This window comes from Dyadobacter sp. (genome assembly GCF_017744695.1).
In the GTDB taxonomy this organism is placed as follows: domain Bacteria; phylum Bacteroidota; class Bacteroidia; order Cytophagales; family Spirosomataceae; genus Dyadobacter.
In genome coordinates, this window is record NZ_JAGIAS010000004.1 from 127,812 (window position 1) to 150,252 (window position 22,441).

The following is a 22,441-nucleotide window of genomic DNA, read 5'->3' on the forward strand; positions in this document are numbered from 1 at the left end:
AGACCAATGGACACTTTTAAGTTTATGAAGGACGACTGGGTAAAAGAAAAAGGCGGCAGCCAGCTTATGCAGGTTGACGAGTACCAGATCGTCGAGACCGGGGCTGATCATAACGGATCGACCACGCTTCCTGCCACCCGGCGGGTATTCAGTGGAAAGGTTTGGTGTACATGGGTCAATAAAAACAAAGCGGTGATTACACAGCCGTTTTGGGAAGACGATCTGGAACCTGCTACACACCGGCAGCTGACCGACCATTACACCTATTCCTCCCTTAATCACACGCACTAATTCCTGAATCCCTTTACTCGTCTCGAAACTAAACACCAAAGCCCGGAATCACTCCCGGGCTTTTTCAGTTTGGCCTTCTCTTATCAGGGCTTTCCCGCAGGATCGGTTTGCGGCTTCACCGAAGTAGTATCATCGGTTTCAGCAGTTCCTTTGCGGTTTTTCCGACGCTCCGAGCGCTCTTTCCGCTTGTCATCGGTAGGCATCAGCGTATCGTGAATGACCGCGCCCGAGCTTTTTTGTCCTTTAATAAGCGTATCCTCAGACGGAATCTGAGCGGGGCGGGCCGGTGATTGCGGCGAATTGAATTCCGGCTTCGTTTCAGGCGCTGTCGTCGGAACAGGACTTTGCGGTACTGGCTGTGGCACAGATGGTTCCGGCGTCACCGGATTCTGTGCCAATGCCCCTGTAATTCCCAGGAGCATTGTGAATATGCATGCAAGGTATTTCATGGTCCAAGCTGGTTTAGTGAACAAAAACTACCTATACTATGGCGGCTATCTGCACTAAAAGCATTCCAGAACCCTTCGTTATGCCCAGGCTTCCAATGGCCTCCTCCGCAGGAAATTCCGGATGTCTCGTCCACAAAATGCGTAGCGATATACCCAAAATGGGCGACGCTCCATTGGATAAGTGAAACTTTAAAAATCAGTCACCATATTCGAAGTACTTCGTAGCCCGACTACTAGCTGTACACCCTTTTCATTCGTATTTTCTCGCTGGGTGTCAACACGAGCGGCACTTTTTCCACTTTCACCGAGCTGCTATCGAGACCAAACCATTTATCTTCCGACGTAGTAATGCTTTTGATACCGAAGTAGATCTTCATAATCAGTTCCTCCATGAACGGCAGGTTGTTTTCAAGCGACAAATAGCGTTCGAGCACAATGAAGCGGAAGTCTCCCGTGATATTCTGCCTGCTCAACGACTCGTAGCGGCTGGTAATATCCACCTCTTTATTAAGCACCATATCTTCCACCACTTTCCGGAAGAAAAGGTTAATGCGCTGCTCGATCCGGAACCCGAGACGGAACGTCACCTTGATTACATCGTCCTCCGCGAGGGTATTTACGTGGTAATCCATGGTGTATGGTTCATCGGTCGTTTCTACGTGCACAAACCAGTAGATATCCGCCCGCTTCGGCCGCTTATAAAATATAGAATAGATGATCTTGCTCTCAATTTCACTTTCACGCGAGGCATTCGACATAAATATCAAATGCGTCGAGTATTTGGGAATACTGATGTCGTTGCTCAGTTCCTTCAACGGACCAATGTATTTTTCGAGGCTTTCGAACTCCGTCAGTCGCATTTTGATATAATATGCTTTCAACCAAACGGTAATCACAAACCCGATAACTGTTGCCAATACCAGTGAAACCCAACCCCCATGGGTGAATTTCAGCAGGTTTGCAGCCAGGAACGAGCCTTCAATCGCCAGGTAAATGACCAGGAAAACGATGACAATCGATCGGTTTACCCGTTTCACATAAAGGTATACCGACATGAGGATCGTCGTCATGATCATCGTAAGCGTGATCGCAAGCCCGTACGCAGCCTCCATATGCGACGACTCTTTGAAATACAACACAATACCAATACAGCCGGCCCAAAGCAGCCAGTTCACGCTCGGTACATAAAGCTGCCCTTTCTGATCGCTCGGATACACCAGCCGGACTTTCGGCCAGAAGTTAAGCCGGATTGCCTCCGAAATGAGGGTAAACGAACCGCTGATCAGCGCCTGGCTGGCGATAATGGCAGCCGTAGTGGCAATACCAATACCCGGCAGCAACCACCAGTCGGGCATAATTTCGTAAAAAGGTTTACGGCCATTCAGCAGATCACCTGAATGCACGATCAACCAAGCTCCCTGACCGAAATAGTTGAGGATGAGACAGGTTTTTACAAAAACCCAGCTGATTCGGATATTGCCGCGCCCGCAATGCCCCAGATCACTATACAACGCTTCGGCACCCGTGGTACACAGGAAAACGGCACCCAGCATCCAGAACCCGCCGTGATGGTTGGCGAGGAGCCGGTATGCATAAACCGGGCTTAGCGATTTCATGATCTCGGGATGGTCGATCACCTGTGAAACGCCCAATACGGCCAGCATCAGGAACCAAATCATCATCACCGGACCGAATGCACGCCCGACAATCGTCGTTCCAAAAACCTGGATAATGAATAGCAACGTAAGAATGCCGATCACAATCGGGATCGTCTGAATATCGGGATAAAGTATACGCAAACCCTCCACCGCGGACGACACCGAAATAGGCGGCGTGATGATCCCGTCGGCCAACAGGGTACTAGCCCCGATAATGGCCGGGACCGTCAGCCAGGCCGCACGCCTGCGTACGAGGGCAAACAATGCAAGGATACCACCTTCGCCTTTGTTATCGGCCCTGAGAATGAGGATCACATATTTAATAGTCGTTTGCAGGGTAAGCGTCCAGAAAATACAGGATACAGCCCCGTAAACGACATCACTCGTAATCTTGTTGGTACCGATCACCGCCTGCATTACGTAGAGGGGCGACGTCCCGATATCTCCGTAAATAATCCCTAATGCAACCAGAAGTCCGGCGGCCGATGCTTTATCCAGGTGTTTATGCGAACCCATTGGCTAGTCTGTTGAAATGCGGTGCGAATTTAGAAAAATCCGGCTGCTCTTCGCTAAAAGGTGTAAAACTCATAAGTCACCTTCCATTTGATCTCCTGGCCCGGCTGGGCGGCGATCTTGATGTAAGGCTCGGGGCAGGATGTGGTGGGACAAGCCCAGTAAACCAGCTTTTCCAACGGCTGATCGCAGGTAATCCTCACGCCTGCCTTTGTTTTGGTATTTTCAATCCTGATATCATAATCCTTGGCGGTTGGCCCGAAGCCTTGCAAGCCGGCGCTGAAAACCTGATCACCTTTGACTACCTCCCGCGAATAGTTCAGCATTTTACCATTTGCATTGATAATACTCCCAAACCCTCTGCCCTCGCCTTTCACTTCAAAAGGAAACACAATGCGTATGTTCTCATTCGACGGCTCGTTGTCGATCATGAAGAAATTATGGTTGTAAGTACTCGCTATGATGGGTTTGGAGCCTGTATTTTTCAGCGTATGTTCCAACACGAGTTGCGGTTTGCCTTTGACCAGTTTCAACGTTTTATGATAGTCGTAGCCGTAACCCATTTCGTCTTTCAATTCATGGGTGAAGGAAACCTGGTCTTTTCCCTTCGTCACCGACCATTTGCCCGGATTTTTAATCGCATAATTGGTGGCGAATGAATACTTTTTATCATCGGGTTTGGTCAAAACACCCACCCCGATCTTGACAAACTGCTCTCCTGGCTTTGCATCATCGAAATTCAATGGCGTGAATTCCTCTACTGGGCCCATGATCGCGTCGTGTAACTTGGGATCGTAGGGAGCCTGGTTCCACGTACCGAAATAAGTGTGGCCCTTATATTCGAGGCTGGGTACCACACCCGCCCAATCGAAGCGTACGCCGCGATAATATCCTTCGTTTCCATCAGGCAAATACAGTTTTGCTTTGATGACACCGTTTGAAATATCGGTTTGCGGAAACTCCGCGAGGGTAAATGCAGTGATTGCAATGCATATCAATGCAGAAAAAAGGATAACAATCTTTTTCATTGGTATGGAATGGTTTAGGAAGAAAAACCGGGCTGGATGTGGAACATTTCAAACCCGCTATAAATAAAGGCAGTAAGATAAAAATGCGGTATCACATTTTCACCTTACTGCCTTACAATTTGCATGATTTAATACCTACGAAATACCTTTGAAAGCTTCCTCATTAATAAAAGGCTGGTTCCTCAGGCGTTGCTTGGTGGCTTTATAAAACGCATTGGCTACCGCTCCTCCCGCCGGTGGCAACGCAGGTTCGCCCAGGCCGGTCGGTGAAATGCCGTTGTCCACGAAATGGACATCGACCTCGGGAATCTCGTTCATACGGATCAAACGGAAACCATTGAAATTGCTCTGATCAGGAGTCCCCGCTTTGAAAGTCATATTCCCGAACATCGCATGGCCCACGCCGTCCACCACCCCGCCGCGTACCTGCTGCAACGAGCCACTTTTATTGATCACAATGCCGCAATCGACAGCTGCGATGATGTTTTTCAAGGCCGGCTTGCCTTTTTCAATAACTACTTCGCCTACCTGCGCCACATACGACCGGTGTGAAAAGTAAACGCTGAAACCCTGATGAACGCCCTTTTTCTTGCCCCAGTTGCTTTTCTCAGCCGCCAGTTTGATCACCGCGATCATTCGGTCGACATCATATTTTACATCACCCGCCGGTGATTTTTTGGCTTTTTCCAAAAGGGCAAGGCGGAACTGTACAGGGTCTTTACCCGCAGCCTCCGCCACTTCGTCGATAAACGACTGCTCGGCGTAGGCGAGGAAGTTGGTAATGGGCGCGCGCCACGGGCCGGTGGTAATGGCCGATTTATGCTCCACCGAATCGATCAGCAAGTTATCCACGGAACCGGAAGGGAAATTATCCTCGCGGGTAGGGTTACCCGAGTTGATACCCACACCGCGCAGCTTGTAGCCGATCATTTCACCATTTTTATCCAATGCAGCCTCGAACCGGTAACGCACCGCCGGACGGTAGGTTCCGCCGGTCATATCGTCTTCACGCGTCCATATTACCTTCACCGGCGCTTTCACCAGTTTGGAAACATGTACTGCTTCGATAGCAAAATCAGCCGAAAGCCGGCGGCCAAAACCGCCTCCCTGCCGTGTGATTTCCACGGATATTTTTTCAGTCGGGAAGCCGGTAATTTTTGCGGCTGCTTCGCGTGCGCGGTCGGGCGTCTGCGTCGGGCCCACGAGCTCCACGCCGTCCTCGCGTACGTGTGCGAAGAAGTTCATTGGTTCCAGCGGGCTGTGCGGCAGGAACGGGCATTGGTATTCGGCCTTAATGACTTTCGCCGCACTCTTGAAAGCAGCTTCCACATCTCCATTTTTCCTGCGGACGGTAGCTTCGCCATTGTCCATCAAGTTGGAGAAAATGCGGTTATGATCTTCCGAACTTTCGAGGTCGGCCGCTTTTTCGTATTCAATTTTGAGGGCCTCACGCGCTTTTTTGCATTGCCATGTCGATTTACCGACTACCGCGACGCTGTTTTCGAAAGTAACCACATCCACAATGCCGGGCATCGCTTTGGCAGCCGCGGAATCAACGGCTTTTAGTTTGAAACCAAATGCCTTGGGACGCTGGATAATCGCGAAGAGCATTCCCTCACGATAAAAATCCAGCCCGAAAAGCGGCTTACCCGTCGCAATATTCTTGTTATCCACATTCCTGACCGACTGTCCGATCAGTTTGAATGTCTTTTCATCTTTTAATTTAATGTCTGTTGGTGCAGTAAGCTTGCCGGCAGCTTCCGCAAATTCGCCGTAGCTCGCCGATTTTCCCGATGCTTTGTGAACCAGCCTGCTATCCGCAGTCGTAATTTCCGATGCCGGCACACCCCATTTGGCAGCAGCTGCATTCACGAGCAGGTAACGCGCCGTCGCGCCCGCCTTGCGCAGGCGTTCCCACGAATGCGGAACGGCACCGCTGCCACCCGTCACCTGCCGCTCGAACGCGGCATTGTCCAGATGTCCCTGCACGGTTTTCACCAATTTCCAATCGGCGTCGAGCTCTTCGGCTATCACCATTGGAAATGCGGTTTTAATGCCCTGCCCTATTTCTGGGTTTGGGGAGATGATGGTAATGCTGTTATCCGATCCGATGGACAGGTAGCTATTGAACTTTACCGATCCCGCCGCGATCTGGTTTGCATCGACAACAACGGGTGCCGCAGTCGTGTCAGACCAGTTGAAGCCAAGGAACAGCCCACCACCGGCCGCAGCCGCGAGCTTCATGAAGTCGCGACGCGATGTCTGATTTAATGTGCTCATGGTTAATTGGTTTTAGAGGCTGCAACTTTTACTGCTTCGCGAATACGGTGGTAGGTCCCGCAACGACAGAGGTTGCCGCTCATCGCACCGACGATTTCTTCCTCGGTCGGTTTGGGCTTTTCTTTGAGGAATGCCGCGGCCGTCATGATCTGACCTGCCTGGCAGTATCCGCATTGCGCCACGTCCACTTCGTCCCACGCTTTCTGAACCGGGTGATCTCCTTTTTCCGACAACCCTTCGATCGTGGTCACCTTTGCCTTGCCTACTGCTGACACCGGTAATACACAAGAGCGGACTGCTTTGCCATCCAGATGTACTGTACAAGCGCCGCATTGTGCGATTCCGCATCCATACTTGGTACCTACGAGGCCCAGATTATCACGCAATACCCACAGTAGCGGGGTATCCCCCTCCACGTCTGCGCTGTATGCACGGTTGTTGATTGTAAGTTTGAATAATGCCATGGTGATTAAGAGTTTGCCAAAAGTTACAAAAAAATCACCTGAGAAGCCAAACTCCTTATTCGCGAAGTACCTGATTGATAGCGATATAACTACGCTTACATTTCGCTTTTTGGTGTTTTACAACAAATTCGCGATTTCAGATCCGCCGGCACAACACCGGGAGCAATTTATGTGTCTGTGTAAAAACAAAAGCTTTTCGTCATAACTCGGCTTTGGTACTTAGATTAATACTTTGTCAACCTCCTTAACCATATGCGCTTTTTTCACATTGTCCTTCTAGTGCTCTGCGCGCTTTCCTCCGCACTCGCACAACAACAGCCAGCCAACTGCGGAACATCGGATGAAAACCTTCCGCCGGAAGTACGTGACAGAATTGCCAGGCTCCCTGCCATCCTGCAAAGCCAGCGGGCACGAACGACAGCTGGTGAAATGCGCATTTGCCGCCTCGGTATTGAGATCGATTACCAAACTTACATTCAGTATGATAGCGATACCAGTCTGATAACCCGTAAGGTATTTGAGGATATTGCCAAAGTTTCGGAAGTATACGAGAAAGAAATTAACACGCGTATCGTGGTGGCGGGCATTCGCTTCTGGAAAGACCCCGGAACTGACCCTTTCGGAATTACCGACAACACATACAGGCTGCTTGAAATATTGGCCGGCTTGCCAGCTCCGGATTTTGAGACAGACAAGCGTATGTATTTATATACTAAACAATTGAATGGCCCGGGCGGAGTAGCTTATCTCGGCGGTTTGTTCAATGTGTCAGCGCTTGGAATCCCGCAATTAATGATGCACGAAATCGGCCACAACTTCGGCTCTCCGCATACCCATAACTGTATGTGGCCGGGTGGGCCGATAGATTTTTGCGCAGGCATTGAGGGCGCTTGCTATGACGGGGCGCTGGGTAGTCTTTCCAAAGTTGAGGGAACCATTATGAGCTATTGCCTGGCTGCACAGACATTTCATCCGCTATGTCAGGCGCTGATGAAGAATTACGCTGAAAACGCATTGCAAAAAATTGATGCTCCACCTGCCGCGCCCAGACTGAGCAAACATTCCAACCTTAAGCTATTTGACTTTTATACCTGGGAAGTTGTTCCGGATGCACTAACCTACGATATGCTGATCGCCAACCACCCCGATTTTTCAGATGCGCGTACAATGGTTACCGGTTTTAATGGGATTTCGCTCATGGACATGCGGCCTGGCATTCCGATATACATCAAAGTCCGGGCCGTGAATCCATTCGGGAAGTCAGACTGGTCGGAAGTTGCTACGTTGCAGCCCTCAACACCCAAGTTGGGCAGGCCGGCGCTCAACGTTTTTCCCGAAACACAATCCATTTTTGAAAATGGCGCCCCAATAATGCTTTCCTATCAGGCAGTAGAGGGAGCAACAGCTTACGAGATTCAGGTGACAAGCTACCTTGATCCCTATTTCCGGTATCCGGTTGCGACGCTCCACACCACCGAACTCAACATCGGATTTGTGCAAAACTATTCAGGATTGTTTTACTGGCGTGCCCGCGCGGTAAAGGACAATGTGAAAGGGCCATGGTCGGCGACAGACTATTTTTCAGTAAACCCGAAGGTAGGATCGCAGTTTTTCATCCCCGGCCAGGAAAAATCGGATGCTTTACCAACAGGCTTTCCATTTGCCTATTACACCACCACTTTCTATTCAAAGTCGGTCATCACCGTTTCAAAGAACAGCGATTTTTCAAGTCCTTTTTACAAAAGGGAGTTTGTTTCTTACAGGGATGCAAGAGACGCACTTTCCGGCCTGCCTGTCAATAGCACATTATATGTAAAGGTCGAGGAGTGGAATTTAGATGAACAATATTATCCCAAAAGGAAGATCGCAGATTATTCTTTTACGATTAAAACTAACTCAGGTGTACCTGCCGGCAACCTGACGTTTATGGCTGGTATCGATGCTGACGTTTTCAATGTAAGCCAACCTAAAATGGCAATTACAGAGAAGGCCGTATGGTTGGAATCTCCTTCTTTCGGATTTGTAAAGCTCGATAAAAGCAGCCTTACTTTTGAGATATACAATCGTGATAATACCGCGGCGCTGATCGGGAATACGTACATAACAAAACCGCTTGTGACAGACTCCAACGGCCACATCAATGTGATCAGTCAGGCCAGTAATGGCTTTATCCGACAAGTAATGTTACCCTCTGATACTCCGGGCGTGGATGCCGTGGTCAACAAAATATTTTTCGCAGGTGATGTCGAGGGTTGCAGCCCTACACACGGTTTGTATTGGAATCGTAACGGCATTTATCGTGCAGTTTTCGGCCTGCTGAATACCATAAGCGTGCCGGCCGACAACCGACAATTCGCGCAGGTAGCTGTCGCAGGAGGCAAGATCTGGATCATGCAAACAGATAATTTTGGCGGAGGCGAAATCATAGCTCTGGATGCAGCCTCGGGGAATGAATTACAGAGGTTCAGCAATGCCAACCATCCTGATTTGCTATATCGCATGGACCAGATGGTGGTGAACGACAAAGGGCAGATACTTGTAAGGCAGTTCGACCCGGCGATAACTGGTTTCCGCGTGTCGCTTTGGGCGGATGGAAAATGGGTTGCGTACACGGGACAAAGCAGCACTTTTTCGGGTAATATCCAGTCGATCGCGGTTTCGCCGAAGGGTGTTTTCTATGTGCTGACCAAACGTACGGGACATGGCATTTACCGGTACGATAATGGGCAATGGAAGGAAGTAGCCGACATTGGCCTCGAAAATATCGCGGATGATTTTGTCCCGGACGACAACGATGATATTTGGCTGATCGGTCAATACGGCCTTGTCCGAGTGAACATAGCCCGTTTCGATCTGACGTCAATCGATAAAAAAGACTATTGCGCCGGCGATACGCTGACCGCCATTGTGAGCACCCATGGCGGCGTTGACTTGCAAAAGCCTTTTTCAGCGATTTTTACTAAACCTTCGGGCGAAACCGTGAACGTAGCCGACCTCCGTTTACAGGGAAGCCAGATCAAGATCAGGATTCCCGATGGTCTTAGCGGCACTGGCTTATATGTTCAATTGAAAAGCAGCGATCCGGAAATTCTAACCCCTGGCAAGCGTCAACTGAGCGTCCGTGAGCTTCCAACGGCAACCATTGAAGCTGACAAAACGTTGTTGATTCCCCGAAAAGACACGGCGGTGGTTACCGTTACATTAACCGGGCAAAGCCCATGGTCGTTTTCCCTGTGGGACAATGCCCGAGCGACGTCGGAAACGGCTACGTTTTCAAAAAAGTTTGTGCTTGCACAACCCGACGATTTTGAATTGAAGATCAACGGACTTTCGGATCAGTACTGTTTCAACGGTATCGTGCGAAATACGATAAAGATCACGGCCAATATCATTACTGGCGACCTGGAGCCCGCATTACCGTTAATCAACATTTATCCTAACCCGAGTTCCGATCGAATTCTGGTGCACTATGAGCAACAGGATGCCAAGGCATCACACTATTTCATTTCGGATACGCGAGGCCGCCAGGTTGCTTCGCTAAAAACGGCCAATAGCATTACCGAGTGGGATATCCGTGAATTGAGCGCCGGGATATATATTTTATGGACCGTCCAAAATGGTCATAAACGGTCCTGGAAAATCGTGAAGAATTGATTACGCTTCGCCCCCCGGTCCGCCGAAACTGATCGGGAAATTGAATGTAGGTTCGCTATCCTGTGAGTTTTGAATGGGACCGTATTGGTCTTCGTATTTCTGGATATTGTCGCGCAATGCGGCCACCAGGCGTTTGGCATGCTCCGGAGTTACAATAATCCGGGCCTTCACCTTCGCGCGCGGCACGCCGGGCATGAGGCGGATGAAGTCAAGAATAAATTCGCTGTTTGAATGAGCGATCATTGCGAGATTGGAATACACTCCCTCTGCCATTTCCTCCGACAGCTCTACATTGATCTGTTGTTCGTTTTCCTTGTTATCTTCTTTCATTGTTGGTTTTAAATAGCTGCGCTATTGAATTTACTGCGAAAATTACTAAAAATCTCCCGCTTGGAAAAGCCCGGCATGGAAGGCTCGGCTTGGGAAGCCCGCTTGGAAAACAAAGAGCCGGTCCCGCTAATGCAGGCCGGCTCTTTGTTCACTTATTATTATCCGTTGGATTACGCCAACTCTTTTTTCTTGCGTGATTGTCTCTCGCGAGAATCAGACAGCGCATCGAATTCTTCTTTCGATCCAACGATCAGGTTTTCGTAGGTACGCATACCTGTACCGGCAGGGATCAGGTGACCAACGATCACGTTCTCCTTCAAGCCTTTCAGTTCATCGCGTTTACCACGAACAGCCGCTTCGCTCAATACTTTGGTTGTTTCCTGGAATGAAGCCGCAGAAACAAAGCTTTCAGTACCCAAAGAAGCCTGTGTGATACCCATCAAGGTTGGTCTTGCAACCGCAGCCTGAGCATCACGGGCAGTAACCAATTTCAGGTCACGACGTTTCAAGCTTGAATTTTCATCGCGCAAACGGCGTACCGAAATGATCATACCCGGTTTCAATGTTTCGGAGCTACCGGCGTCCTCAACCACTTTCATATCCAGGATCTTGTCGTTTTCCTCGCGGAATACCACGCGGTCGACAGCCTGCATTTCGAGGAAGTTGGTATCACCGGCATCCAGAATATCTACTTTCTGCATCATCTGGCGTACGATACATTCGATGTGCTTATCGTTGATCTTCACACCTTGCAGACGGTATACTTCCTGAATCTCGTTCACGAGGTACTCTTGTACCGCGGTTGGTCCTTTGATAGAAAGGATATCCGCAGGCGTGATAGCACCATCTGAAAGCGGGTCACCGGCTCTTACGAAGTCACCATCCTGAACGAGGATGTGTTTCGACAGAGGTACCATGTAACGGCGTTGTGTTCCGTCTTTCGATTCGATATGGATTTCACGGTTACCGCGTTTTACGCCGCCGTAAGATACCACACCGTCGATTTCAGAAACCGTTGCTGGGTTCGATGGGTTACGTGCTTCGAACAATTCGGTCACACGTGGCAGACCTCCCGTGATATCGCGTGTTTTACCAACAACACGTGGGATTTTCGCCAGCGGCTGACCAGCCTTGATAGCTGCACCTGCTTTCACAACCAAACGTGCTCCAACAGGTAGGTTGTAGCCTTTTTCAGTCTGATCTTTCAACAAGGTAGACTTACCTTTCACCACGATAGCCGGGTTTTTGGTTTTGTCACGTGTTTCGATGATCACCGACTCCTGGAAGCCTGTTTGTTCGTCAAATTCTTCACGGAATGTGATGCCTTCTTCGATTGCATCGAAAGATACCGTTCCTGTGAATTCAGAAAGAATTACCGCGTGGTAAGGGTCCCAGGTACAAAGTTCCTGTCCTTTGAATACGGTATCGCCTTCTTTCACTTGCAAATGCGCACCGTAAGGTACGTTGTTCGAGATCAGCAGCTGTTTCGTTTCAGGGTGTACGATTTTCACCTCACCTGAACGGCCCATTACTACGGTTACTTCGTCGCCTTCTGAATTAACAGATTGTACCAAACGAAGATCTTCGAACTGGATCAAACCATCGAATTTCGCTTTGATGTTGGCTTCAACAGAGATGTTCGAAGCCGTACCACCCACGTGGAATGTACGGAGTGTCAGCTGTGTACCCGGCTCACCGATGGACTGGGAAGCAATCACACCTACTGCCTCCCCGATGTTCACCATCTGGGCAGACGCCAAGCTACGTCCGTAGCACTTCGCACAAACACCGTCACGGGTTTCGCAAGTCAGTACCGAACGGATTTCGATCGTTTCAATGCTGGTTTCATCAATGTAAGCTGCAATTTCCTCGGTGATTTCCTGTCCGGATGTAAGGATCAATTCGTTGGTCAACGGATCGAACACATCGTGAACGCTCACACGGCCAAGGATACGCTCCGACAATGGTTCTACGATATCCTCATTGTCTTTCAATGCAGAGATCGCGATACCACGGAGCGAGCCGCAGTCTTCTTCTACTACTACCACGTCTTGTGCAACGTCGTGCAAACGACGGGTCAGGTAACCCGCATCCGCAGTTTTCAACGCTGTATCGGCCAAACCTTTACGCGCACCGTGGGTAGAGATAAAGTATTCCAAAACGTCGAGACCTTCTTTAAAGTTAGAAAGAATCGGGTTTTCGATGATTTCTCCCGCACCACCAGCGATGTTTTTCTGAGGCTTGGCCATTAGACCCCTCATACCACCCAACTGACGGATCTGCTCACGAGAACCGCGGGCTCCGGAGTGCATCATCATATAGATTGAGTTGAATCCGCCTTTGTCTGTTTCCAGTTGCTTCATCAACGTTTCTGTAATGCGTGAGTTAACGCGCGTCCAGATATCGATCACCTGGTTGTAACGTTCGTTCTCCGTGATCAAACCCATCAGGTAGTTGTTCCAGACGTTTTCAACATCGCCCTTCGCCTGCTCGATGAGTTTTTCTTTTTCACTTGGAACCATTACATCGTCCAATCCCATTGACAAACCGCCTTTGAAGGCCATTTGGAAACCAAGTTCTTTGATTTCGTCAAGGAATTGTGCAGTACGGGCTACACCAGCCTGTTTGAATACCAAACCAATGATCTGCTGAAGTTTCTTTTTAGTCAACAATTCGTTGATATAACCCACTTCCTCAGGAACAGCCTGGTTGAACAGGAGACGACCTGCAACGGTGTCGATCAGCTTGATTTCAAATGAACCGTCCTCGTTACGAACGCGAACGCGGCATTTGATATTCGCATGTTTTGAAAGCTTGCCTTCGTTGATCGCGATAATAACTTCATCCGGGCCGTAGAAGATTTTGCCTTCACCGATGATCGGATATTGCTCGGTGCTTACGCGACCTTTTGTTACATAATACAGACCCAAAACCATGTCCTGAGATGGTACCGTGATCGGCGCACCGTTGGCAGGGTTAAGAATGTTATGTGAAGAAAGCATCAGCATCGAAGCTTCCAATACGGCTTCCTGACCCAGTGGTACGTGTACCGCCATCTGGTCACCGTCAAAGTCAGCGTTGAATGCCGTACACACCAATGGGTGAAGCTGGATCGCCTTACCTTCGATCAGTTTAGGCTGGAATGCCTGGATACCCAAACGGTGAAGTGTCGGAGCACGGTTGAGGAGCACAGGGTGTCCTTTCAAAACGTTTTCCAAGATATCCCAGATCACAGGGTCCTTGCGGTCCACGATCTTCTTCGCTGATTTTACAGTTTTAACGATTCCGCGCTCGATCAGCTTACGGATAATGAACGGCTTGAAAAGCTCAGCAGCCATATCTTTCGGCAGACCGCATTCGTGCAGTTTCAGCTCAGGACCTACCACGATAACCGAACGACCAGAGTAGTCGACACGCTTACCAAGCAAGTTCTGACGGAAACGGCCTTGCTTTCCTTTCAGCATATCTGAAAGTGATTTCAAAGCACGGTTACCTTCCGAACGTACCGCATTCACTTTACGGCTGTTGTCGAAAAGGGAGTCAACCGCTTCCTGCAACATCCGCTTTTCGTTACGCAAGATCACCTCAGGTGCCTTGATCTCGATGAGGCGTTTCAGACGGTTGTTACGGATGATTACACGACGGTAAAGGTCGTTCAAATCCGACGTCGCGAAACGGCCACCGTCCAGAGGTACCAATGGGCGCAATTCTGGTGGAATAACCGGTACCATTTTGATCACCATCCATTCAGGGCGGTTTTCGATACGGGTATTCGCATCACGGAATGCTTCTACCACTTTCAGGCGCTTCAAAGCTTCCGCTTTACGTTGCTGAGAAGTGTCAGTAGCAGCCTGGTGACGGAGCTCGTAAGAAAGTTCGTCGAGCTTAATGCGGCTCAACAGCATTTCCAATGCATCGGCACCCATTTTCGCGATGAATTTGTTGGGATCCGTGTCAGGAAGCAACTGGTTCTCGCGTGGGAGTTTGTCCACGATGTCGAGGTATTCGTCTTCGGTCAGGAAGTCGAGGTAGCCAACGCCGTCCTCTTCTTTGATACCTGGCTGAACTACTGCGTACCGTTCGTAATAAATGATCTGGTCGAGTTTCTTGGTAGAAAGTCCTAACAGGTAACCAATTTTGTTCGGCAAGCTGCGGAAGTACCAGATATGTGCAACAGGAACCACGAGTTCAATGTGACCCATGCGCTCGCGGCGAACCTTTTTCTCGGTTACCTCCACACCGCAACGGTCGCAGATGATTCCTTTATAGCGAATGCGTTTGTATTTACCGCAGTGACATTCCCAGTCTTTTACAGGACCGAAAATGCGCTCGCAGAACAGACCGCCCATCTCCGGCTTGTAGGTCCGGTAGTTGATGGTTTCAGGCTGGGTTACTTCACCGAAGGAGCTTTCTAGGATAGACTCCGGTGACGCCAGACTGATCGTCATTCTGGAAAAGTCGCTGTTTAATTTTTTATTCTTTTTGAAAGACATAATAAAGAGTCGTTTGTCTGTTAGTCGAAACTAATTCAATTGCATTTCTATGGCGCGGTTGCCCGCGCCAACGACTAGAAATTAGTCCAGTGTAATCTCCAATGCTAGTCCGCGAAGCTCGTGAACAAGTACGTTGAATGACTCTGGGATATTTGGTTTCGGAAGGTTTTCACCTTTCACGATCGCTTCGTACGCTTTGGCGCGGCCTACCACATCATCGGATTTCACCGTAAGGATCTCCTGAAGAATGTGCGATGCACCGAACGCTTCAAGCGCCCACACTTCCATTTCACCGAAACGCTGTCCACCGAACTGCGCTTTACCACCCAATGGTTGCTGGGTAATGAGCGAGTATGGCCCGATAGAACGCGCGTGCATTTTATCGTCAACCAAGTGGCCCAGTTTCATCATATACATCAGACCGACTGTTACCGGTTGGTCGAACTGCTCACCAGTGAGACCATTGTACAGATAAGTACGTCCCCAATCCGGAAGCCCTGCTTCTTTCAACTCAGCAGCAACTTCCGCTTCCGTAGCACCGTCGAAGATCGGTGTTGCGTAGCGACGGCCGAGTTTCAAACCAGCCCAAGCCAGAATTGTTTCGTAAATCTGACCGATGTTCATACGTGAAGGTACCCCAAGTGGGTTCAACACGATGTTTACCGGAGTTCCGTCTTCCAGGAATGGCATATCTTCGTCACGAACAATCCGGGCAACAACCCCTTTGTTACCGTGGCGACCCGCCATTTTATCACCCACTTTCAGCTTGCGCTTTTTAGCGATGTAAACTTTCGCGAGTTTCACGATACCTGCCGGCAATTCATCACCTACTTCCAATGCGAAACGATCGCGTTTGAAGCGGCCCATTACTTCGCTGCGGGCATTGAGGTAGTTTTTCAATACCAGAGAGATCTGCCGGTTGGTGTCAGCGTCTTCTGTCCATGAGTCGGTCAATACGTCACCAATGAGGTTTACTTCTTCGGGAACTGCGTACTGGCTTTCGTCGCGGTACGGGTTATTGGCAGGGAACAGGTTCTCGGAGATGTTTCTCACGTTGAACTTCATTCCTTTGCTGATCAGTTCGTCACCGAATTTGTGCTTCACGCCTGAGCTAGTTTTGCCATCCGTCAATGTCACCAGCTTGTCGATCACACGACCGCGCAATGCAGTCAGGTCACGGCTGTATTTTTTCATTAACAGACGAAGCTCGTCTTTATGTTTTGCACGCTCTTCTTTGGTTGGGCGGGAGAAAAGTTTGGTATCGATTACCACACCTTTCATGGATGGTGGTGCTTTTTTAGAAGCATCCTTCACGTCACCAGCCTTATCACCGAAGATTGCACGAAGGAGTTTTTCCTCCGGAGTTGGATCAGATTCTCCTTTTGGAGTGATCTTACCGATCAGGATATCGCCTTCTTTTACTTCTGTACCTACTTGTACGATACCGTTTTCGTCGAGGTTTTTAACTGTTTCCTCGCTTACGTTCGGGATCTCAGCGGTCAATTCTTCTTCTCCGCGTTTAGTATCACGCACTTCGAGTTCGAATTCCTCGATGTGGATCGAAGTAAAGATATCGTCGCGTACTACTTTCTCAGAGATTACAATCGCATCCTCGAAGTTGTATCCTTGCCAAGGCATGAATGCAACCAACAAGTTACGGCCCAATGCAAGCTCACCACCTTCGGTACCATAACCCTGGCAAAGCGGCTCGCCTTTTTTCACTTTCTGGCCTTTCAACACCATTGGTTGAAGGTTCAGGCAAGTGTCCTGGTTGGTACGACGGAATTTCACGAGGTCGTAAGAAACGCTGTCGTCGATGAAGCTAACCAGACGATCTTCATCGGTACGGTCGTACTTCACAACGATTTTCTTCGCATCTACGAATTCGATTTCACCATCGCCTTCCGCTACGACCAATGCACGTGAGTCCATGGCTACGCGGCGTTCGAGGCCGGTTCCAACGATAGGAGCCTGAGGACGCAACAAAGGCACACCTTGGCGCTGCATGTTCGATCCCATCAATGCACGGTTCGCATCATCGTGTTCGAGGAACGGAATCAGCGAAGCTGCTACCGATACGATCTGGTTCGCAGCAACGTCCATATATGACGCTTGCGAAGGGTCTACCATCGGGAAGTCACCTTCGAAACGTGTTTTGATTTTTTCAACGGTGAAGTTTCCCTCTTTATCGACAGAAGCATTTGCCTGTGCGATGTATTTGGAATCTTCTTCCTCCGCCGTCATGTAGATCAGCTCGTCGGTCAGCTTACCTGCGCTATCGATCACCCGGTAAGGTGTTTCGATGAAGCCCATTCCATTCACTTTCGCGAATACGCAAAGTGACGAGATCAGACCGATGTTCGGACCTTCCGGTGTTTCGATCGTACACAGACGCCCGTAGTGGGTGTAGTGAACGTCACGAACCTCGAAACCTGCACGTTCGCGGGAAAGACCACCAGGCCCTAATGCCGACATACGGCGTTTGTGGGTAATCTCAGCCAATGGGTTAGTTTGGTCCATGAACTGAGAAAGCTGGTTTGTACCGAAGAACGAGTTGATAACCGATGACAATGTACGAGCATTGATCAGGTCAACCGGTTTGAAATCTTCGTTGTCACGTACGTTCATACGCTCCTTGATGGTACGCGCCATACGTGCAAGACCTACGCCGAACTGTGCATAAAGCTGCTCGCCCACGGTACGTACACGACGGTTTGACAAGTGGTCGATATCATCGACTACCGCTTTCGCATTGATCAGACCAATGAGGTATTTCACGATGGAAACGATATCACCGGTGGTCAGTACGCGCACGTCGAGGCTGGTATCCGATCCCAATTTCTTGTTGATGCGGTAACGGCCTACATCGCCCAGATCGTAACGCTTATCCGAGAAGAACAAGCTCTGGATCACGTCGCGTGCAGTTTGCTCATCGGGAGCCTCTGCATTACGCAATTGACGGTAAATTTGCTCAACAGCTTCCTTGTCGGAGTTTGAGCTATCTTTTTGAAGCGTGTTATAAATGATGTTATAATCCGCTACGTTCATGTCCTCTTTGTGCATGATGATCGACTTCTGACCTGATTCCAGGATCACATCGATATCATCCGCAGAAATAGTAGAGTCACGTTCCAGCAACACTTCGTTACGCTGGATAGAAACTACTTCACCGGTATCCTCATCCACGAAGTCCTCAGTCCATGTACGGAGAACCCTTGCCGCCAACCGGCGCCCTACTGCCTTTTTCAGGTTAGCAGGTGTTGCGCTGATTTCTTCCGAAAGGCCGAACAGGTCGAGGATATCTTTATCAGATCCGAAACCGATCGCTCTCAAAAGGGTTGTTACCGGGAACTTCTTCTTACGGTCGATGTAGGCGTACATCACGTTGTTCACGTCCGTAGAGAATTCGATCCAGGAACCTTTGAATGGAATAATCCGCGCAGAATATAGTTTGGAACCATTGGTGTGTTTGCTCATCGAGAAGAACACGCCTGGTGAACGGTGAAGCTGAGATACGATTACGCGCTCAGCACCATTGATCACGAACGAACCGCGTTCGGTCATGTACGGAATGTTTCCGAGGAACACTTCCTGCTCAATGGTTTCAAATTCTTCATGATCGGCGTCGTTACAAATCAGACGCAGTTTCGCCTTCAAAGGCACTGCGTAAGTCAGACCGCGATCGATGGATTCGTCGACTGAATACTTCGGTGGTTCAAGGAGGTAATCGATGAACTCGAGAACGAAGTTCTCACGAGAGTCGGCGATGGGGAAGTTTTCAGCGAAAACTTTGTAAAGTCCTTCTCCGGAACGGTCTTCAACCGATGTATCCAGACTAAAGAAATCACGGAACGATTGTACCTGGATTCCCAAAAGATCGGGATAATCGATAATCTGATTAATCCTTGAGAAGTTCTTTCTTGGTGTTTTTGGATTAATAGTAGCCAAGGCTATGTGTGATTTGGGTTAGCAGAAAAACTAATTAGTTTTAACCTAATCTATTGCCTCGTAGAGAAAGGTTAACCGTCCCTGTTCTTCCATTCTACGAGTAAGGAAGTGTTTCGGACAAAGTGAACCGGAAGGGGATTTTGGCAGTAAACCCGTTACCGCCTCTAACCAGAACGACAAAAAAGGACTTTTCGTTTGGTTTTTATAAAAAACAGGAAAAGACCTGACGGTTGTCAGGCCTATTCCTATGAATTTATCTTCTAATGCTGTGGAGCAAATTACTTCACCTCAACTTCTGCACCAGCTTCTTCAAGTTGCTTTTTCAGAGCGTCAGCTTCGTCTTTGGCAACACCTTCTTTTACAGGTTTTGGAGCGCCGTCAACGAGTTCTTTCGCTTCTTTCAGGCCAAGACCAGTCAGGTCTTTAACCAATTTCACAACAGCCAATTTACCAGCACCAGCTGATTTCAAGATTACATCGAAAGATGTTTTCTCTTCAACTGCAGGAGCATCAGTACCGCCACCAGCAGGACCTGCTACCACTACTGCACCAGCAGCTGCTGGCTCAATACCGTACTCGTCTTTAAGAATTGTAGCCAATTCGTTCACTTCTTTAACCGTAAGGTTAACAAGCTGTTCTGCGAAAGCTTTCAAATCTGCCATTTCTATTTTGATTTTTTTGATTATACAATAAGATGATTTTAAAAAGGCTCCTTTAATTATTAAACCGGAGAGCTAAGCCTGTTTAGTTAATTAGTCTTCTTTTTCAGACAAAGTTTTCAAGATACCAGCCAGGTTCTGTCCGCCGCTTGTAAGAGCGCCGATAACATTTTTGGCAGGCGATTGCAACAATCCGATCACTTCGCCGATGAGTTCTTGTTTCGATTTCAGTGAAATCAGAACATCAAGCTGGCTTTCTCCAACGAAAAGGGCAGTGTCGACAGAAGCTCCTTTGAACTTCAATTTGTCGCTACCTGATTTCTTTTTGAAGTCTTTAATCAGTTGTGCAGGAACTTTACCTGACTCCGGGTGAAACATTACTCCGGAAAATCCTTTCAACACGTCGTCGAAAGAAGAATAGTCCGTATCTAATGTCTCGAGCGCTTTTTTAATCAATGTATTCTTCACAACACGATACTCAACACCACGCTCGAAGCAAAGGCCTCTGAGGGTATTTACCTCGCTCACGGTCATACCGGTTGCGTTGGTAATGTAGAAGTATGGCGTGCTGGCGAATTTCTGACTTAATTCGTCAATAATTACTGCTTTTTCTTCCCGTGTCATATTACAATCCTGGAATCGTGTTTTTGTCAATAATAACACCCGGGCTCATCGTGCTTGACAAGTGAATGCTCTTTACGTAAGTACCTTTCGCCGATGAAGGCTTAAGGCGAACCAAGGTATTGATAACCTCCGTTGCGTTCTGTGCAAGCTGGTCAGTTCCGAAAGAAACTTTTCCAATGCTGGTGTGGATGATACCGGTTTTGTCAACCTTGAAGTCGATTTTACCAGCTTTCACTTCCTTCACAGCTTTTGCTACATCCGGTGTTACAGTTCCCGACTTAGGGTTTGGCATCAGACCACGAGGACCCAATACTTTACCAAGTCTACCTACTTTTGCCATTACACTAGGCATTGTAATAATCACGTCGATGTCTGTCCAGCCTTGCTCGATTTTTGTAATGTATTCGTCAAGACCAACGTAATCCGCTCCTGCCTCTTTCGCTTCTGCCTCCTTGTCGGGAGTACACAGCACCAATACACGAACTTCTTTTCCGGTTCCGTGTGGCAATGTTACCACGCCACGCACCATTTGGTCAGCTTTGCGAGGATCTACGCCCAAACGAACGTCGATATCTACGGAAGCATCAAATTTGGTATAGGAAATCGTTTTCAGAACATCCGCAGCTGCTTCCAGGGTATAAGCCTGGGTTGCGTCGTATTTTGAAAGAGCTTCTTTTTGCTTTTTGGTCAATTTTCCCATGTTCTTTGTTTCTTTGGCGTATCTATAAATCTACGCTCAGTTGTTTTCTTCCCATGGGGCCTTGCCAGCCACGGTGATACCCATACTACGAGCCGTTCCCGCGATCATTTTCATAGCAGACTCTACGGTGAAGCAGTTCAGGTCGGGCATTTTAGTTTCGGCGATCGTTTTAACTTGATCCCATGAAACTGATCCTACCTTTACACGGTTTGGCTGAGCCGAACCTGTCTTTACTTTTGAGGCTTCCAGAAGAAGAATAGCGGCCGGGGGGGTTTTGATGACGAAGTCGAAAGACTTGTCTTTGTAGTATGTAATAACTACCGGCAATACCACACCCATTTTATCCTGGGTACGGCCATTGAACTGCTTGCAAAACTCCATGATATTCAAACCCTTCGATCCTAGTGCAGGACCAATCGGAGGTGATGGGTTGGCTTGGCCACCTTTCACCTGCAGTTTGACGTATCCACCTATTTCTTTTGCCATTGTTTTGGAATTTGTCGGTTCATCGATTGACCAGCGGCTCACATGCAGTTGGAAGCCTACCTGCCCGCTATTCGCTCAACTATCCTTTTCTACTTGTGCGTAACTGAGTTCCACGGGTGTATTACGCCCGAATATTTTTACAACTACATTGAGTTTTTTCTTCTCATCGAATACTTCTTCCACCAGACCGATGAATCCGCTGAACGGACCATCTACGACTTTCACAGTCTCGCCTTTGATGAAAGACATGCTTGGCGCTTCTTCGTGCTGCTCTGCTTCGTCGACTTTACCGAGGATACGGTTAATTTCCGACTGGCGCAGGGGAACTGGCACTTTGGAATTTCCTTCGGCATTGCCCAGGAAACCGATTACGCCGGGAATACTTGTAATAATGTGCAAAACCTCCCCTTTGGACAGATCGGCTGAAATGATAATATACCCGGGAAAGAAGTTCTTTTCCCGTACACGCTTCTTACCGTTACGCATTTCGTAAATCTTCTCCGAAGGGATCAGGATTTGCGGAACGAATTCATTTAGCTTCTGGCGTGTGATTTCATTTTCAATGTAGGACTTGATTTTTTTCTCTTGCCCGGACACTGCCCTTAATACAAACCAATTTAGACTACTCATACCTTTCAGGGGGTTATCTTTACTAAAATAGCCTTAGAAAGACTGGTAAAACAGTTTCAGTGCGTTCTCGAACACGAGATCCATCACACCTACCACGAAGGCAAAAATGAGCGAACCTACAAGCACCAGTGTGGTATTGGCTTGCAGCTCGTTGAAAGGCGGCCATGTAACGTGTTGGGTCATTTCTTCCCAGGACGCTTTCAAAAAAGAAGTAAATTTTTCCATTTCACCTTT

16 protein-coding genes are annotated in these 22,441 nt (G+C 48.6%); 2 read left to right on the top strand and 14 right to left on the bottom strand.

Annotation, left to right across the window (positions count from 1 at the left end):
* The first annotated feature begins 6 nt into the window (after positions 1-6).
* On the top strand, positions 7-291 hold the full coding sequence (locus J7619_RS16575; RefSeq protein WP_291200688.1) for a hypothetical protein: 285 nt from the start codon (positions 7-9) through the stop codon (positions 289-291).
* Positions 292-374: 83 nt separating this feature from the next.
* Here the strand turns inward: J7619_RS16575 and J7619_RS16580 are convergent, their stop codons facing one another.
* The 5 genes from J7619_RS16580 to J7619_RS16600 all read right to left on the bottom strand — a co-directional run bounded on the left by J7619_RS16580 (position 375) and on the right by J7619_RS16600 (position 6,683).
* On the bottom strand, positions 375-740 hold the full coding sequence (locus J7619_RS16580) for a hypothetical protein (protein ID WP_291200691.1): 366 nt from the start codon (positions 738-740) through the stop codon (positions 375-377).
* Positions 741-973: 233 nt separating this feature from the next.
* Complete coding sequence (locus J7619_RS16585; RefSeq protein ID WP_291200694.1) at positions 974-2,914, bottom strand: KUP/HAK/KT family potassium transporter; 1,941 nt, start codon at positions 2,912-2,914, stop codon at positions 974-976.
* Between the two features lie 53 nt (positions 2,915-2,967).
* Positions 2,968-3,939: a hypothetical protein gene (locus tag J7619_RS16590; protein WP_291200697.1), complete on the bottom strand. Its 972-nt coding sequence runs from the start codon at positions 3,937-3,939 to the stop codon at positions 2,968-2,970.
* Between the two features lie 135 nt (positions 3,940-4,074).
* Positions 4,075-6,219, bottom strand: a complete 2,145-nt coding sequence (locus J7619_RS16595) for a xanthine dehydrogenase family protein molybdopterin-binding subunit (protein WP_291200699.1) — start codon at positions 6,217-6,219, stop codon at positions 4,075-4,077.
* A gap of 2 nt (positions 6,220-6,221) precedes the next feature.
* Complete coding sequence (locus tag J7619_RS16600; RefSeq protein ID WP_291200703.1) at positions 6,222-6,683, bottom strand: (2Fe-2S)-binding protein; 462 nt, start codon at positions 6,681-6,683, stop codon at positions 6,222-6,224.
* A gap of 252 nt (positions 6,684-6,935) precedes the next feature.
* Here J7619_RS16600 and J7619_RS16605 point away from each other — a divergent pair, with 252 nt between their 5' ends.
* Positions 6,936-10,337, top strand: a complete 3,402-nt coding sequence (locus tag J7619_RS16605; RefSeq protein ID WP_291200706.1) for a zinc-dependent metalloprotease — start codon at positions 6,936-6,938, stop codon at positions 10,335-10,337.
* Here J7619_RS16605 and J7619_RS16610 read toward each other — a convergent pair whose 3' ends face one another.
* From J7619_RS16610 to secE, 9 genes are all read right to left on the bottom strand, one after another.
* Entirely contained in the window at positions 10,338-10,667 is a 330-nt protein-coding gene (locus J7619_RS16610; protein WP_291200709.1) for a DUF3467 domain-containing protein, read from the bottom strand.
* 170 nt (positions 10,668-10,837) lie between these two features.
* Positions 10,838-15,160: a DNA-directed RNA polymerase subunit beta' gene (rpoC, locus tag J7619_RS16615; RefSeq protein WP_291200712.1), complete on the bottom strand. Its 4,323-nt coding sequence runs from the start codon at positions 15,158-15,160 to the stop codon at positions 10,838-10,840.
* 81 nt (positions 15,161-15,241) lie between these two features.
* On the bottom strand, positions 15,242-19,108 hold the full coding sequence (gene rpoB, locus J7619_RS16620; protein WP_291200714.1) for a DNA-directed RNA polymerase subunit beta: 3,867 nt from the start codon (positions 19,106-19,108) through the stop codon (positions 15,242-15,244).
* Positions 19,109-19,386: 278 nt separating this feature from the next.
* The gene (rplL, locus tag J7619_RS16625; RefSeq protein WP_291200718.1) at positions 19,387-19,770 is read right to left on the bottom strand and encodes a 50S ribosomal protein L7/L12; all 384 of its coding nucleotides are present in this window, start codon (positions 19,768-19,770) and stop codon (positions 19,387-19,389) included.
* Between the two features lie 90 nt (positions 19,771-19,860).
* Positions 19,861-20,391 (bottom strand): 50S ribosomal protein L10, encoded by a 531-nt coding sequence (gene rplJ / locus J7619_RS16630; protein ID WP_291200721.1) that lies wholly within the window; start codon positions 20,389-20,391, stop codon positions 19,861-19,863.
* A gap of 1 nt (position 20,392) precedes the next feature.
* A complete protein-coding gene (gene rplA, locus J7619_RS16635; RefSeq protein WP_015812906.1) occupies positions 20,393-21,091 on the bottom strand; it encodes a 50S ribosomal protein L1 in 699 nt (232 codons plus the stop codon).
* 36 nt (positions 21,092-21,127) lie between these two features.
* Positions 21,128-21,577, bottom strand: a complete 450-nt coding sequence (gene rplK, locus J7619_RS16640) for a 50S ribosomal protein L11 (protein ID WP_015812907.1) — start codon at positions 21,575-21,577, stop codon at positions 21,128-21,130.
* A gap of 75 nt (positions 21,578-21,652) precedes the next feature.
* Positions 21,653-22,207, bottom strand: coding sequence for a transcription termination/antitermination protein NusG (gene nusG / locus J7619_RS16645; RefSeq protein ID WP_015812908.1), 555 nt, complete (start codon positions 22,205-22,207; stop codon positions 21,653-21,655).
* 33 nt (positions 22,208-22,240) lie between these two features.
* Entirely contained in the window at positions 22,241-22,432 is a 192-nt protein-coding gene (secE, locus tag J7619_RS16650) for a preprotein translocase subunit SecE (RefSeq protein ID WP_015812909.1), read from the bottom strand.
* Positions 22,433-22,441: the final 9 nt, after the last annotated feature.

Excerpts from the sequence above, each read along its gene's own strand:
- J7619_RS16575 (WP_291200688.1), top strand. The coding sequence starts at position 7 with ATGGACACTTTTAAGTTTATGAAGGACGACTGGGTAAAAGAAAAAGGC.
- J7619_RS16580 (WP_291200691.1), bottom strand. The coding sequence starts at position 740 with ATGAAATACCTTGCATGCATATTCACAATGCTCCTGGGAATTACAGGG.
- J7619_RS16585 (WP_291200694.1), bottom strand. The coding sequence starts at position 2,914 with ATGGGTTCGCATAAACACCTGGATAAAGCATCGGCCGCCGGACTTCTG.
- J7619_RS16590 (WP_291200697.1), bottom strand. The coding sequence starts at position 3,939 with ATGAAAAAGATTGTTATCCTTTTTTCTGCATTGATATGCATTGCAATC.
- J7619_RS16595 (WP_291200699.1), bottom strand. The coding sequence starts at position 6,219 with ATGAGCACATTAAATCAGACATCGCGTCGCGACTTCATGAAGCTCGCG.
- J7619_RS16600 (WP_291200703.1), bottom strand. The coding sequence starts at position 6,683 with ATGGCATTATTCAAACTTACAATCAACAACCGTGCATACAGCGCAGAC.
- J7619_RS16605 (WP_291200706.1), top strand. The coding sequence starts at position 6,936 with ATGCGCTTTTTTCACATTGTCCTTCTAGTGCTCTGCGCGCTTTCCTCC.
- J7619_RS16610 (WP_291200709.1), bottom strand. The coding sequence starts at position 10,667 with ATGAAAGAAGATAACAAGGAAAACGAACAACAGATCAATGTAGAGCTG.
- rpoC (WP_291200712.1), bottom strand. The coding sequence starts at position 15,160 with ATGTCTTTCAAAAAGAATAAAAAATTAAACAGCGACTTTTCCAGAATG.
- rplL (WP_291200718.1), bottom strand. The coding sequence starts at position 19,770 with ATGGCAGATTTGAAAGCTTTCGCAGAACAGCTTGTTAACCTTACGGTT.
- rplJ (WP_291200721.1), bottom strand. The coding sequence starts at position 20,391 with ATGACACGGGAAGAAAAAGCAGTAATTATTGACGAATTAAGTCAGAAA.
- rplA (WP_015812906.1), bottom strand. The coding sequence starts at position 21,091 with ATGGGAAAATTGACCAAAAAGCAAAAAGAAGCTCTTTCAAAATACGAC.
- rplK (WP_015812907.1), bottom strand. The coding sequence starts at position 21,577 with ATGGCAAAAGAAATAGGTGGATACGTCAAACTGCAGGTGAAAGGTGGC.
- nusG (WP_015812908.1), bottom strand. The coding sequence starts at position 22,207 with ATGAGTAGTCTAAATTGGTTTGTATTAAGGGCAGTGTCCGGGCAAGAG.
- secE (WP_015812909.1), bottom strand. The coding sequence starts at position 22,432 with ATGGAAAAATTTACTTCTTTTTTGAAAGCGTCCTGGGAAGAAATGACC.